The sequence below is a fragment of the Wolbachia endosymbiont of Drosophila simulans wHa genome (assembly GCF_000376605.1).
Taxonomy (GTDB): Bacteria; Pseudomonadota; Alphaproteobacteria; order Rickettsiales; family Anaplasmataceae; genus Wolbachia; species Wolbachia pipientis.
In genome coordinates this window covers 405023-419109 of record NC_021089.1, presented here as the reverse complement: position 1 = coordinate 419109, position 14087 = coordinate 405023, and the positions used below count along the sequence as shown (strand labels likewise).

The window sequence follows — 14087 nt, the reverse complement described above, 5'->3', positions numbered from 1 at the left end:
TAAATGTATAACGAAGATTATTTAATTCAAGTCGAAGAAGCGATAAAGAAGCTGCAAAACGGAGAGCGAGTAGTATCAATTGCATATGGTGATCATGTGGTAAGATATGCAGAAGTAGATATAAATGATTTACTAAACTTAAGACAACGAATTAAAGCTGAGCTAAAGATTGCTGGAGTGGAGCCAAAAATGCTACTAAAAACCTTCAAACAATTATTCAACAAGCCAAAAATCAAAAGTTCAGCCTGGGATGCAGCAGGCTCAGGAAGAAGATTTTTTCACTTTCAACCAGAGTTAGGAAGTATAAACAATTTGCTGTCTCAAAGCCTTGAAACTTTACGTAGTAGATCACGTGATATGGTGAGAAAAAATCCTTACGCTGCAAATATAATTGATACGATAGTAAGTAACTCTATTGGAACAGGAATAAAACCACAATCAAAAGCAAGAGATGGAGAATTTCGAAAGAAGGTGCAAGAATTATGGCTAAGATGGACAGATGAAGCAGACAGTAGTGGAGTAAGTGATTTTTATGGATTACAAGCTCTAGTATGCAGAAGTATGATAGAGGGAGGAGAATGTTTTGTACGTTTAAGAACGAGAAAGCTGGAAGATAGATTTTCTGTACCACTACAACTGCAAGTACTTGAGTCTGAACATTTAGACAATAAAACAAATCAAACTTTAGCAAATGGTAATGTAATAAGAAACGGGATTGAGTTTAACAAGCTTGGGCAAAGAGAAGCATATTACTTATTTAGAGAACATCCAGGCGAAGGCTCATTTGGAGAATCAGTAAGAGTACCAGCAAATGATGTTTTACATATTTATAGACCACTAAGACCTGGGCAAATTAGAGGAGAGCCATGGCTTTCGAGTATACTGCTAAAGCTCTATGAACTTGATCAATATGATGATGCAGAATTAGTACGAAAAAAGACTGCAGCAATGTTTGCGGGATTTATTACGAGACTTGATCCAGAAGCAAATATCATGGGAGAAGGTGAAGCAAGTGAGCAAGGAGTAGCACTATCTGGCCTGGAACCTGGAACAATGCAGCTTTTAGACCCAGGAGAGGACATAAAATTTTCAGAGCCATCAGATGTTGGAGGAAGTTATGAAGCGTTTATGAGACAGCAACTGAGGGCAATAGCAATAGGTACAGGAATAACATATGAGCAGCTAACAGGAGATTTAACAAGGGTTAATTATTCATCCATTCGGGCAGGGTTGATAGAGTTTCGCAGAAGGTGCGCAATGTTACAGCATAACGTGATAGTGTTCCAGTTTTGTAGACCTATTTGGAATAGATGGCTAGAATTAGCAGTGCTTTGTGGAGAACTGAGTATAGATGAAAAAGTAGTAAAAGCAGCGAAAGAAGAAGTAAAATGGATACCACAGGGATTTGATTGGGTGGATCCACTGAAAGACCAGCAATCGCAGCAAATGGCAGTAAGGAATGGATTTAAGAGTCGATCGGAAGTAGTATCAGAAATGGGTTACGATGTTGAAGAAATAGATCAAGAAATAGCAGAAGATCAAAAACGTGCAAATAGTCTCAACTTAATGTTTGACTCTGATTGTAAAGGATTATGATGCTCTTAGGAAAACCATTAATGCTTGAACCAAGGAGTTTTGAGCTATTGTCATTAAACAATCAAAAACATCCCACGTTTAAAAACATAAAGCACTCCATCAAAAGTAACGTAGAAAGAACTGCAATTATAGCAATACATGGAATCTTGACTAAAAAACCAGGTGCGTTTGATGAAATGCTCGGGATGACATCATATGAGCAAATAGAAGAACAAATTAAACAAGCATTAGCAGATAGTAGCATAGAGACAATTATGCTGGAAATAGATAGCCCCGGAGGAGAGGTAAACGGTATATTTGACCTAGCTGACTTTATTTATGAATCAAGAGCAAAAAAGAGGATAATAGCGATAGCAAATGATGATGCATACTCTGCTGCATATGCTATAGCTTCAAGCGCTGAGAAGGTATTTGTGAGAAGAACTTCTGGTGTTGGCAGTATTGGAGTAATAGCAAGTCATATAGATCAAAGTGGGTTTGATGAAAAACAGGGAATAAAATACACCACAATCTTTGCTGGCAGTCGAAAGAATGATTTAAATCCGCATGAGCCAATAACGTCTGAAAGTTTAGAAAGCTTACAAAAAGAAGTAGGACGACTATATGAAATGTTTTTGCAGCTAATAGCAAGGAACAGAGGTCTTTCAATTGAAAAGATTCGATCAACAGAGGCAGGGCTATATTTTGGGGAGAAAGCAGTAGAAATAGGCCTTGCAGACGGAATGACAATTCTTTCATCTATTAATAAAAACAGGAGTATTACTATGAATGAACAAACTACAAATGACCTAGAAACTGATAATTTAACCAAGTATCGTACTGAAGTTCTTGAATTAATACGTTTATGTAATTTATCGAAGATGCCAGAAAAGATAGGAGAATTTATTGAGCAAAGTGTAAGTGTTGAGCAAGCTAGGGAAGTTTTAATGGAATTACTTGCAGAGAGAACAAAGAAGACAGAGATACTGAGTGCAATACCACAGAATTCAGGAGAAGAATTGATGATGCAGGTAGCGAAAAGTCGTAGGAGTTAAAGTATTTTTATAACCGCCGTATATAGCATTGATAAAAGCGGCGGTAAGCAGTTAAGGAGAGAAATTTATGAGTTGTATAAGCGAACAAAATAATCTGGGTGACTTATTAAAGTATGAAGCATCAAATCTATACTCAAGAGACCAAATAACAGTAGCAAAGGGGCAAAACCTAAGCTTGGGTACTGTAGTTGGCTGTAATATTGAAGATAATGTAATTAAGATTATCAATCCAACTGCAACAGATGGTACGCAAACAGCTATAGGAGTGATAGCAAGTGATGTAAACGTGAAAGAAAATACCAAAGCAGTAATCATTACACGTATAGCAATGCTAGCAGATCATGCAGTTGTGTGGCCAGCAAATATAACAGAAGAGCAGAAAGCTGCAGCAATAAAGCAACTTGAAGCACGAGGCATCATTATCCGCAAAGGGGTTTAGAAGCCCAGCAAACATCTTAATCATTCGCAAAGGGCTTAAAAGCCAACAAACATCTACAGCATTAAAGGGGAAAAAACATGCAAAATCCATTTACAAATTCAGCATTTAGTATGACGGAATTAACTAAAGCAATAAACATATTGCCGATAAATTATGGTCGAACAGAAAGCTTAAATTTATTTCCAAGTAGATCGGTAAGATTCCGACATATTACGATAGAAGAGCAAAACGGTGTTTTGAGCCTATTACCAACGCAAGTTCCCGGAGCACCAGCAACAGTGGGAAAACGTGGAAAACGAAAAATAAGAACGTTTACGATACCACATATTCCCCATGATGACGTAGTGTTACCTGAGGAAGTGCAAGGGATAAGGGCATTTGGGTCAGAGAATGAACTGAAAGCGTTGGCTAACGTGGTAACAGATCATCTGGAATTGATGAGGAACAAGCACGCGATAACGTTAGAACATTTGCGAATGGGGGAGTTGAAAGGGATTATTCTGGACGCTGATGGCAGTGAATTGTTAAATCTTTACAACGAATTTGAAATTACGCCAAAAGTAGTAAATTTTGCACTGGGAATAGCAACAACAGATGTAAAGCGTAAGTGTATGGAAGTACTCCGGCATATAGAAGATAATCTAAGTGGTGAATATATGACAGGAGTACATGCTTTGGTAAGCCCTGAATTTTTTGATGCATTAACTTCGCATAGTAAAGTAAAAGAAGCATATGAAAGATGGCAAGAAGGAGCAGCGCTTCGGAATGATATGAGATCAGGATTTACGTTTTGTGGAATAACATTTGAGGAATACAGAGGACAAGCAACTGATCCTGAAGGAACCGTGAGAAGATTTATTGAGAAAGATACAGGTCACTGTTTTCCACTTGGTACAGCAAGCACATTTACTACTTACTTTGCGCCAGCGGACTTTAATGAAACGGTAAATACACTAGGACAACCGCTCTATGCAAAACAAGAGCCAAGAAGATTTGATAGAGGGACTGACCTTCATACCCAATCAAACCCTCTACCAATGTGCCATCGCCCAGGTATACTTGTAAAACTTGCTGCATAACAGGTGAGGTAAAGCTAAGTGCAGATTGTTTTTAATACCCCGAACAGGAAGCATTATATCAACTAAAGAATAAAAAGCAACTAAAAAATTATGTTTAGAGATATTAAAAGATTATTTGCAGATTGTTTTGCACATCTAGGGCAGCAAGCGTTGTATGAATCAAAGGATAAGTCATATATGGTGCAAATATTAAAACAACAGCCAGATAAATTATACGAGATTGGTGAAGGACAATTTGTAGGGGAGATATTGATTTTGGAGGTGAGTATATTCGATGTATTGCAGCCAGTAGTAGATACCGTCTTGCAAGTCAACAAAAAAATTACAAAAATTGTTCAAGCTGTATCATAAAATTAAAAAATACTTCCAATTCACATTTTGTGTAACGGTACACAGATTATAGTTAGTGAATATGTTGATAAGTAAATTTCCGCTTTTTTGTACGTATAAAATTAATTTACTTATCAACATATTCACTAACCAGTTACAAAATTTGTGTAAGATACTATTTTACATAATTGGAGCGTTTTTTGATTTTAAAGCACTAAACTTTCAGCCAAACTCCTAGCTCTGTAGTTTTTGATATGATCTGGATCAAAAGCCTTCTTTGACCTTAAAACACCAAAAACAATATGGAGTAACTTACGCATTGCAGCTCCCACAATGGCCATGTTATGCTTGCCTTTCTCTTTTAACCTTTTGCAAAAAGTCATAATAGTAGGATTATGATTCTTAGCTACTATGGCAGGAAAGTACATTGCCTTACATAATGTTCGTGAACCGGATTTACTTAATCTGGGCTTGGCATGTACAGACGTACCTGACGTTATATTTCGTGGTATAGCTCCAGCATATGCTGCCAATTGCCTGGCATCCTTGAAAGCTTTTATGTTAGGAACTTCAGCCAAAATAGCTACTGCTGATTCTTCTCCTATTCCTGGAATGGTCAATAGAAGTTGAAAATTTTCCAACAATTCTTTGTGTTTATTTAATAGTTCACGTAAGGAGTTTTTTATTCTTTCTATTTTTTGTTTTATGTTCATTGCAAGGTCTTCCCAAGCATTTGCAACTTCTTTAGGCAGTCTCTCTTTTTTTTCTAAGTGGTTATTTACTAATGTCAATTCATCTTTTAACGCAGCCGAGCAACGATAAAGATGCTTTAATTTCTTTAACTCAGGAGAAGTGGTGCCCAACGAATAGGTTCCTGTCTTTGGCAATAATCGGCAATTATCTCTGCATCAGTCTGATCATTCTTTTGTCGTATAAGCTTACTTTTTGCATAAAATCTTATACAAGCTGGATTAACAACACTCACAAAATGTCCAGTATTGTGTAGAAATTCAGCTAAGGCTTCACTATAACAACCAGTAGCTTCCATGCAGGCTTTTACTTGTTCTACATTATGCTTTTGTAGAAAGCTCAGTAAACCTTGAAACCCATGATCATTATTCTTGAAACTCCTTTTCCTGGTTTCACGTTTTCCTTTGTTGCTTATGAATGAAAGAGAAACATCAAAGCGATCTTTTGATATGTCTATACCCAAAAAGTTGTTGATCATATATAACTCCATACGTTACTATTAAAATGAAAAGTAAGGCTAACCTTGTGGATACAGAATTATAACCATTTAGGTCTTTCTACGATACCGTTCAGCCTATACTTTTGAGAAGGGAACTCTTGTCTACCACACAGATTTTATATCTAAGGAGATATTCAAAGTTCTTCCCTTCTCCACCTAATGCTTAAGCTTAAAACATCAGATGCTTTTGACAAGATACAAGGAGATATCTTTATTATTGATAAGCGTAAGTACAAAGTATATTCACCACCACTTAGGGACAATTCGGGAATGCTATGGAAAATTCAAGCGTCAGGGGTGTAGATGCGTATTAACATCGAAGTCACCGGTAGTATTATACAAAGTATAGATGCTGAAAGGAAAAAAGTGGAAAAAGCAACGGTGAGGGCACTAAACAAAACAGCACTATGGGTAAGGTCACAAACTGTCAAACAAGTTAGCGAAGAAAAACAAATACCAAAAAAAGCAATGAGAAAAAAGTTAAGTGTGGATAAAGCAAATAGAAAGCGCTTATGGTCAGTAGTAAAGCTCAGTTCGCAGTGGATAGGAGTAGCAAAACTTGGGAGTATAAAACAGACAAAGATAGGAGCAAAAGTAGGAAGCCGTACGTATGAAGGAGCATTTATAGCAACAATGAAAAATGGTCATATAGGAATCTTCAGACGAAGGTATACCACGTCTTTGCCAATAGATGAAATTAAAATAAATACCCATGCTCGGGAAACAATGAAAGAGTTAGTCTCTAATGAAGTAGAGAGAGTATTTGAGAAGTATTTTGACCATGAACTTAATTTTATTTAAGAGCGTATGTTTTGGAGAGATCTACATCAGAAGATTTGTAAAACGCTAAAAGAAGAAATCCCAGCAATACAAACGTGCGAAGTGTATCCAGCAATACGTAGGGAAATAATAGCGCCAGCAGCATTTGTAGAGCTTGCAAGTTTAGAACCAGGGAAAGATCCGGGGACTGAGGAATTAGCGTTGAGGGCAAGATTTGAGGTAAGAGTGGTAGTTGATGGAACAGTTGAGGATTCTCAGGTAGTGGTAAGGTCACTGGCAGCGGAAATTGCAAGGGTAGTGAATAAGAATACTTGGGACGTGGAAAATGTTTCAGCAGGTGAATTTATATCAGCAGGAGGGGATGATTTTAAACCAGAGTTGGATGCATATTTGGTGTGGTTGGTCGAATGGGTTCACGAGCTACATACAGGTCAATCAATGTGGTTAGAAACTGGTATCATACCACATACAATAAGTGTTGGCGAAAATGTTAGAGCATAATTTTGCAATTTCAGAGCTGAATAGGAAGTTAGCGAACATTATTCGTATAGGTCTAGTTAAAGAAGTAGATTATGAAAAAGCAAGAGTGCGGGTAAAAATAGGGGAATTTTTAACGGATTGGCTTCCGTGGGTAACGGCAAGAGCAGGAGAAGATAGAAGTTGGTTTGCGCCGAATATTGATGAGCAAGTAATAGTATTATCGCCATATGGAGAGTTGTCATTAGGGGTAGTATTACCAGCAATATATCAGGAGAAATATCCCCCTCCGGAGAATAAAAAGGAAATAAATAGTGTAAAATTTCAAGATGGGACAAAGTTATCATATGAGCAAGAAAAGCACCATCTTAAGATAGATGTAGTGGATAAAATAACGTTGAAAGTAGGAGAATCAAGTATGAAGATTACCAAGAGAGGCATAAAACTCAAAGCAAAGAGAATCGACCTTAATTAAGTATGGCTAAAGCTGTGGTTTGTATAGGGGATTATTGCAGTGGAATACCAGCACATGTTTGTATGAGTGGAAGCAGCGATGTTTTTGTAAACGGTAGATCTGTGCGTCGAAAAGGAGATATCTTAACTCTAGGGGAGAAACTAACTCAGGGATCAAATAGCGTATTTGTTAATGATATTGGCATAACAAGAACAGGTGACTTGGTATCGTGTGGTTTTCATGTGATGGGTGATAGCAAAAATGTATTTGCAGAATGAGAGGCATGAATGCTAGCACGGGAAAGGAATTGGAAGGATTAAACCATCTAAAGCAATCGATAGTTGACATACTGACCACGCCGATAGGATCACGTGTTATGCGAAGGGATTATGGGTCAAGACTACTTGAATTAGTAGATAAGCCAATTAATAGGGATTTAACTTTGGAAATCTATGCAGCAGTAGCAGAAGCTCTACAAAAGTTGGAGCAAAGATTTAAGTTAGAAAAAGTAAAAATTACAGAAGTGAAAGAAGGAAAGGTCAATATTTCATTAGATGGTATTTATCTACCAAATGGGAAAAATATTCATTTTGATGGGATTATGGTATAGAGATGGAGCAGCCAAATATTATCGAACCACTGAACTTTGAAGAGATTTTTTCCCGGATGAAAGAAGAATTAGTAAGTCGTGATGAAAGTTTTACGGCATTAGTAGAAAGTGACCCAGCAATAAAGATTTTAGAGGTAGCAGCATGGCGAGAACTTTTGCTGAGAGAAAGAATAAACGAAGCGGCAAGGAGCAACTTACTGAAGTTTGCAAGGGGGGAAGAACTTGATAATTTAGCTGAGTTTTATGGAGCAGAGAGGCAAGATGGAGAAGAAGATGAACGATTTAGAAAAAGAATCAAGGCAAAAATAAAAGGCTGGTCAACTGGAGGAAGTAAAGAACATTATCGATATCATGCACTCTCAGCAGATAGAAGAGTAAAGGATGCGCTGGTTGAATCAAAAGTGCCAGGGAGTGTAGAGATCTCGATTTTATCCACGGAGTTATCCACAAATGGCATAGCATCTGAAGAACTACTTGATATTGTAAGAAAGCGAGTCACCAGGGATGATATAAGGGTATTGACAGATACGATAACAGTAGTTGGTTGCAATATTATTGAAATAGATATCCACAGCAAAATTAGCATTAAAAGACCGGATATTATTGAAACGGTGAAGAAGAAATTTATCGAAAAATTTGAAGAAACGAAAAGATTGGGATGGAAGGTGACAAAATCATGGATCATAGCAAATCTATTTGTAGAAGGGGTAGAAAACGTGGAATTAATAGAGCCAAGAGAGGATGTTGTGGTTCTGGGAAATGAATCTGCAAATTTGAAAAATTTAAAGGTTGAGTTGAATTAATGTTATTGCCACCAAATGCAACAAAACAGGAAAAAGCGCTAGTAGATGCGATAGATTATAAGGTTGATCCAAGCTGTATTAGAGGATTTAAATTTAGATTGGAAGAAGAAACATTGCCGTGGATAATAGAAGAATATGGTTTAGAAGAAATACTACGCTGGGTAAAAGATAGAAGAAAAGCAGTAGTAGAAGGAGTAAAATTTCAAAGACTACGAGGAACACCTAAATCACTTAAAATAGCACTCAAGTGGGCAAATATAGAAGACATTACAATCATCGAAGAACCACCCGGTAAACACTTTTTTGAGTTGCAAGTAGGGATAAAAGAGGTACCAAATGACTTCTTCGTAGATGCAGTAGTAGAGCTGGCAAAACTATCACTGCCTGTAAGATCGAGGTTGATGAGGATTTTTAACGATTATTATAATGTGCAGAGATTTATATTGGATGAGAGTTTATTTGGAGATCTTCTTTCTGATTATTCAGGGGTAAAAATAGAAAAAGATGGACCAGTGTTATCATTTGGAAGAGTAAATTTTTTCAGGTCTAGTGGTCCAGTTATTAGGATTATAGAAAACTATCTACGCGATCATTATGAACGAGCTTTAAGCAATGATATATATCGCCTAGATGTAGCAATCCTTGGAAAAACAGAGCCTCACACAAAGAATTATAACGGTATTTATGAAAGAAATCATTTGTGGTACAACTTAAAAGCACTATATCCATTACCACAGAGTTTATTACCATCGATTAAATTTGCAAAAGCGCAGATAGTATTATCAGACAGTTGGGATTTAGGAGACATAAATACGTGCTTTCCAGTTAGTAGCGTAGAAGAAAGAGGAAATAAATTTGTATTGGGAAGCGATAAACTTTCAGGGCAATATTGGAATTTAAAACACAAGCCAATTTTAGAAAGATTTAGCGTTACTCACAACTATAAAGTAGAAAATTATACAGATCAGAAGGTCAGAAAATATGTTTTAGCAGAACACAACGTTTACTATAAAAACGATTTAGATTCAGAGCAAAAAGACTCAATACACGAATTAGAAAAGCACATTTTAGTATTTTACCCGGGAGTACTGAAGTGGCACGAACATCGACATTTGCACAGAAGTTGGAAAGATAGTCGAATAATATCTCTAATAAGTTAAGCACTTATATTTAGATCCTCATATATTATATTAATAATAGGTAAAAGTGTATGAAATAAAAAGAAAAGGACTTGCTTTCTCATGCTAAAAAGGACATGACTTGAATAGCAGCAGGTAAATATAAGAAATTTGTCTGGCGCTAGAAAAGCTAATTTTGTGAGGTATGAAATGAGTTTTAGCAAGAGTAAGTTTTTTAAAGAAGTATCAAGTAACGGGTTTAAAAACATTAATAAAAGAAATGAAGAAGGAGAGACGATCTTGCATCAAGCAGTAGAAATCTCCGATTACACAACAGTGAGGTTATTAATAAAAAAAGGGGCAGAGGTAAATGCAAGAGATAAAAATGGTTATACACCACTACACTGTGCAGTATTTGCAAAAAGCTTAGAAAATGTAAAAGTGCTGCTAAGGGAAGGAGCAGAAGTAAATTCCACTCAATATGTCAGTGGATGTACGCCATTGCACTCTGCATGCAAAATAGGAGGAGCAGGAGTTGAAATAATAAAAGAGCTAGTAAAAGCGGGAGCTGAAGTTAATCAACTGAATAAATATGGTGCAACACCAATGTATTACATCTGGGAAAGTGAAAAGTATTCTCTGTGTGATAGCAAAGAAAGTGAAAAGGCAAGCAAATTTTTGAGAGAAAAAGGAGGAGTAATAAAAAATAGAGAACTGACATGCTATGGAATAGAGAGGCTAGTGGGAGAAATAGCAGACATGTTGAATGGGAGTTATTTGCCGGAGTTAAAAATAATAGAGATAGAAGAAATAAGGAAGAGAGACAAATCACTGATAAAGGAAGAATGTAAAAATTTAGCAAGCAAAATAATGAGCCAAGTGAACGAAATGATAGATGAGGTAGCGAAAAGGAAGGTTTAAAAGAGGGATTTAAATTTAAAGAAAAGGTGAGGTGGATTATGTTAAAGCTTGGCAAATTTAATAAGTCAGCAAAAGAATTATTAGAGAACTCATATGAAAATATTTATGAAAGAGACAAGAAGGAAAGAACAGCTCTGCATTATGCAGTAGACGCAAAAACAGTGAAGTTATTAGTTGAAAAAGGAGTGAATGTGAATGCAGCAGATGTGAAAGGATACACAGCACTGCACCTAGCGGTAACGGAGAAACGTCTAGAAATCGTGAGGGAATTGATAAAATCAGGAGCAGACGTAAATGCTGAGGAATATGGAAATAAATGCATACCTCTACACCTTGCGTGCATGGTAGGTGAAAAAGAAATAGTGGAGGAGCTGGTAAAAGCTGGAGGAGAAATAGAGCAAGCGGATAAATTTGGAATGATAGCGATGGATTATGCGAAAAATAGCAAAGAAATAGCCGAGGTATTAAAGAAAGAAACAGAGAAAATGGAAAGTTTGTTAAAAAAATAAGAGTCGTATCAGAAAGCGCAACAGCAGTTGGTAAAGGAAGCAAATTTGAAGGCTGTAGCTGATAAAAGTTGGTCTTTTTCATAAGAGTAAATGGATTGATGGAAAAAAGGAGTGGTAAGGCTCCTTGCACTACAAAAACATTTGCAGGAGAAACTATGAGAAAAAGAACATTAACTTGCCGATACGAGCCAGATGAATTAGCGGAACAACATCTAGCAGACGCCTATGAGCTGTTACTAAGGTATGCGGTAAAAAGAAACAATGAAAAGGAGATAAAGAAAAATGATAACAGTGGCCTTATATGCAAGAGTTTCATCGAAGAGTCAAGCGCAGAACAATACAATAGAGAGTCAAATTGCCGAGCTCAAGCATAGAATTGCTGCAGATAAGCATGAGTTATTGAATGAGTATGAATTTAAGGATGATGGGCTTAGTGGGTGGAGTTTAGAACGTGAAGGTTTAGATGCATTACGTGATAAAGTAGGAGAAGATCAAATTGATAAAATTTATATTCATTCACCTGACCGACTATCAAGAAAATCTGCACATCAAATGATACTACTTGATGAATTTGAAAAAGCAGGAGTAGAAGTAATATTCTTAAATCATAAGACTGAAAATAATCCAGAGTCTAAATTGTTATTGGGAATGCAAGGATTAGTGGCAGAATATGAGTGTACAAAGATTATGGAACGTAGTCGTAGGGGAAAACTCCATAGAGCAAAAAAAGGCTGTGTAAGTGTAATTGGCATTGCACCTTTTGGTTATAATCGTATAAAGCATGTAGATAGAGAAAAGACAAAGTTTGAAATAAATGAAGAGGAAGCAAAAATAGTAAAGCAGATATTCATGTGGGTAGGGCAAGAGAGAATAAGTATAAGGGAAGTGATACGTAGACTAAGAGATAAGTCAATTAGAACAAGAACTGGAAAGAAGGTGTGGTGTCCAATAATAATTTGGAAGGTGTTAAGAAATCCAGCATATAAAGGACAAGCAGCGTTTGGTAAATTAAAGAGGGTTGAAAAAAGAGAAAGAAATAAACAAAAGGTTTCTATCTCTCGCACAGATGAGGACAGCTGGATTTATATACCAGTACCAAAAATAGTTGATGAAGGGTTATTTAATAAAGTACAAAAGCAACTGGATGAAAATAGAAAAAGAGCAAGGATGCAGAGAGAGGGAGGAAAAAAGAAATACCTATTACAAGGTCTAGTTGTGTGTCAAAACTGTGGATATGCGTATAGTGGTGCACAATGTGGAGTTGAGGGAAAAAAGTTTAGCTATTATCGCTGTAGTAGTACTATACGTATTACTGATGGTAGGGAGAAGTGTACTAATAAATTGGTCCGTACAGATATGTTAGAAACAGCTATATGGGAAAAGGTGAAAAATTTACTAAAAAACCCAGAGATAATAAAAAATGAGTATCACCGTAGAACTGCAGAAAATAAAAATGATGAATCATCAGATAAGAAGTTTGCAAGAAGGGAAAATCAAATAAAACAAGGCATCGAAAAGTTAATGGAAGACTATTATAGTCAAGAAAATGTAGGAGATAAAGGATATATAAGTGAGGAAGAATTTAAACAGACGATGAAAAGAATGAGGGAACGCTTAAGAGGGATAGAAGAAGAGAAGAAAAAGGTAGTTGATCAAAAAGCAATAGAGAAGGGAATGAACCTTATCATCAACAGTATAAAGAGTCTTTATTCCAGTGTAAAATCTAATTTGGAACAGCTAGATTGGCAAACTAAGCGTGGCATCATTAAAGCATTAGTAGAACGAATTCAGATTGGTTATGACCAGGTAGAAGTGGCGTTTAGAATCGAAGAACCAGCACAGGATGGAGAGATTTTTAATTTGCAACATTGTACTGGACGTCATGACAGTGAAGCTATTGTATTTGCTTTCGCCAATCTGCAGATTAAAAGGTAAGGATTACTTAATGTATCGGCGTCTTATGTTTAATTTTTTGCAGTATATAGATACTGTATGTCTTTACAAAACTTCATCTACATCTAGATTTTTATCTAAATAAGCTGAACGCGCTTACAAAGCGTTACAAGACATCAAAAAATGCCAATACTCGACAAAGATAGTAAAAAACTAGCTAACTCGGGGATTCTTTGTCTTTTTTTCTGCTTGGTAAATTTCTTAAACATTTGCAGCGTAGGTTAGTTGCAATTAAAAGCAGCTGAATTTCGCTTGTCAAGCGTTTAAAACATAAAAAACGCCAATATTTTAAAGCGGATAATAACCACGGGGCTTCTTTTGCCTTTTTTTTCGTTTGGTAAATTTCTTAATGTTTATAGCTAAAAGAGCCCAAGAGAGGTGTCATTCCAGTGCCCCTGTGATGTCATTCCAGTGCTTGACACTGGAATCCAGTTTTCCATATAATCTCATCGAAAACGTTGTAACCACTTTCTATGCTAGTTTGCTTGTTTACAAGCAAACTTTCCTGGATCCCAGTGTCTGGGCAATGGGATGACACCATTCTTTTTCCTGGATTCCAAACTAGGATGACAGCTAGCCTGATAACCGTCATCCCGCTGCTTGTTAGCGGGATCTATGTTAAGGTATGACGGTTAAGTAAGGGATCTATGTTAAGAGATACCGCGGCGGTATGACGGTTCGTGGCGGTATGACGGTTCGCGGTGGTATAGCTATAGAAAACTTGTATAGATTTTT

The 14087-nt window shown here is 36.6% G+C and carries 18 protein-coding genes and 2 pseudogenes; 18 read left to right on the top strand and 2 right to left on the bottom strand.

Going from position 1 to position 14087, the window contains the following annotated elements; genetic code table 11:
• Positions 1-3 precede the first annotated feature (3 nt).
• The 6 genes and pseudogenes from WHA_RS07025 to WHA_RS01855 form a co-directional block, all read left to right on the top strand.
• Positions 4-189 (top strand): annotated as a pseudogene (locus WHA_RS07025) (hypothetical protein); the annotation flags it as partial.
• Positions 190-1596, top strand: coding sequence for a phage portal protein (locus WHA_RS01875; protein ID WP_015588997.1), 1407 nt, complete (start codon positions 190-192; stop codon positions 1594-1596).
• Positions 1596-2630 carry a S49 family peptidase gene (locus tag WHA_RS01870; RefSeq protein WP_015588996.1) on the top strand — a complete coding sequence of 345 codons (1035 nt, stop codon included), beginning with the start codon at positions 1596-1598 and terminating at the stop codon, positions 2628-2630. The genes WHA_RS01875 and WHA_RS01870 overlap by 1 nt, the downstream gene beginning before the upstream one ends.
• Before the next feature lie 67 nt (positions 2631-2697).
• Positions 2698-3069, top strand: coding sequence for a head decoration protein (locus WHA_RS01865; RefSeq protein ID WP_015588995.1), 372 nt, complete (start codon positions 2698-2700; stop codon positions 3067-3069).
• 77 nt (positions 3070-3146) lie between these two features.
• The gene (locus tag WHA_RS01860; protein ID WP_015588918.1) at positions 3147-4148 is read left to right on the top strand and encodes a major capsid protein; all 1002 of its coding nucleotides are present in this window, start codon (positions 3147-3149) and stop codon (positions 4146-4148) included.
• Positions 4149-4238: 90 nt separating this feature from the next.
• Positions 4239-4499 carry a head-tail joining protein gene (locus tag WHA_RS01855; protein WP_010082171.1) on the top strand — a complete coding sequence of 87 codons (261 nt, stop codon included), beginning with the start codon at positions 4239-4241 and terminating at the stop codon, positions 4497-4499.
• A 185-nt stretch (positions 4500-4684) separates the two neighbouring features.
• On the opposite strand, the pseudogene WHA_RS01850 reads toward WHA_RS01855, so the two are convergent.
• Positions 4685-5706: pseudogene (locus WHA_RS01850) on the bottom strand (IS110 family RNA-guided transposase).
• Between the two features lie 180 nt (positions 5707-5886).
• Between WHA_RS01850 and WHA_RS07480 the strand changes: the two are divergent.
• The 12 genes from WHA_RS07480 (at position 5887) to WHA_RS01795 (ending at position 13334) form a co-directional block, all read left to right on the top strand.
• Positions 5887-6030, top strand: coding sequence for a head-tail joining protein (locus tag WHA_RS07480; protein ID WP_010962478.1), 144 nt, complete (start codon positions 5887-5889; stop codon positions 6028-6030).
• On the top strand, positions 6031-6528 hold the full coding sequence (locus WHA_RS01845) for a phage tail protein (RefSeq protein WP_010962479.1): 498 nt from the start codon (positions 6031-6033) through the stop codon (positions 6526-6528). It abuts the gene before it with no gap.
• Between the two features lie 6 nt (positions 6529-6534).
• Positions 6535-7008 (top strand): hypothetical protein, encoded by a 474-nt coding sequence (locus WHA_RS01840; RefSeq protein ID WP_015588919.1) that lies wholly within the window; start codon positions 6535-6537, stop codon positions 7006-7008.
• Positions 6995-7459, top strand: coding sequence for a phage baseplate assembly protein V (locus WHA_RS01835; RefSeq protein ID WP_015588920.1), 465 nt, complete (start codon positions 6995-6997; stop codon positions 7457-7459). Before WHA_RS01840 ends, WHA_RS01835 begins: the two co-directional genes overlap by 14 nt.
• A gap of 2 nt (positions 7460-7461) precedes the next feature.
• The gene (locus WHA_RS01830) at positions 7462-7716 is read left to right on the top strand and encodes a PAAR domain-containing protein (protein ID WP_015588921.1); all 255 of its coding nucleotides are present in this window, start codon (positions 7462-7464) and stop codon (positions 7714-7716) included.
• A complete protein-coding gene (locus WHA_RS01825; RefSeq protein ID WP_015588922.1) occupies positions 7713-8048 on the top strand; it encodes a GPW/gp25 family protein in 336 nt (111 codons plus the stop codon). Before WHA_RS01830 ends, WHA_RS01825 begins: the two co-directional genes overlap by 4 nt.
• A 2-nt stretch (positions 8049-8050) precedes the next feature.
• Positions 8051-8851: a baseplate assembly protein gene (locus WHA_RS01820; protein WP_015588994.1), complete on the top strand. Its 801-nt coding sequence runs from the start codon at positions 8051-8053 to the stop codon at positions 8849-8851.
• A complete protein-coding gene (locus WHA_RS01815; RefSeq protein ID WP_015588993.1) occupies positions 8851-10011 on the top strand; it encodes a phage tail protein in 1161 nt (386 codons plus the stop codon). Before WHA_RS01820 ends, WHA_RS01815 begins: the two co-directional genes overlap by 1 nt.
• Before the next feature lie 168 nt (positions 10012-10179).
• Entirely contained in the window at positions 10180-10890 is a 711-nt protein-coding gene (locus WHA_RS01810) for an ankyrin repeat domain-containing protein (RefSeq protein WP_015588992.1), read from the top strand.
• A 38-nt stretch (positions 10891-10928) separates the two neighbouring features.
• Complete coding sequence (locus WHA_RS01805; protein WP_015588273.1) at positions 10929-11399, top strand: ankyrin repeat domain-containing protein; 471 nt, start codon at positions 10929-10931, stop codon at positions 11397-11399.
• Positions 11400-11494: 95 nt separating this feature from the next.
• Entirely contained in the window at positions 11495-11773 is a 279-nt protein-coding gene (locus tag WHA_RS01800; protein ID WP_458694396.1) for a hypothetical protein, read from the top strand.
• Complete coding sequence (locus tag WHA_RS01795; RefSeq protein WP_015588991.1) at positions 11682-13334, top strand: recombinase family protein; 1653 nt, start codon at positions 11682-11684, stop codon at positions 13332-13334. Before WHA_RS01800 ends, WHA_RS01795 begins: the two co-directional genes overlap by 92 nt.
• A gap of 421 nt (positions 13335-13755) precedes the next feature.
• Here the strand turns inward: WHA_RS01795 and WHA_RS01790 are convergent, their stop codons facing one another.
• On the bottom strand, positions 13756-13944 hold the full coding sequence (locus tag WHA_RS01790) for a hypothetical protein (RefSeq protein WP_041573508.1): 189 nt from the start codon (positions 13942-13944) through the stop codon (positions 13756-13758).
• Between the last annotated feature and the right edge of the window lie 143 nt (positions 13945-14087).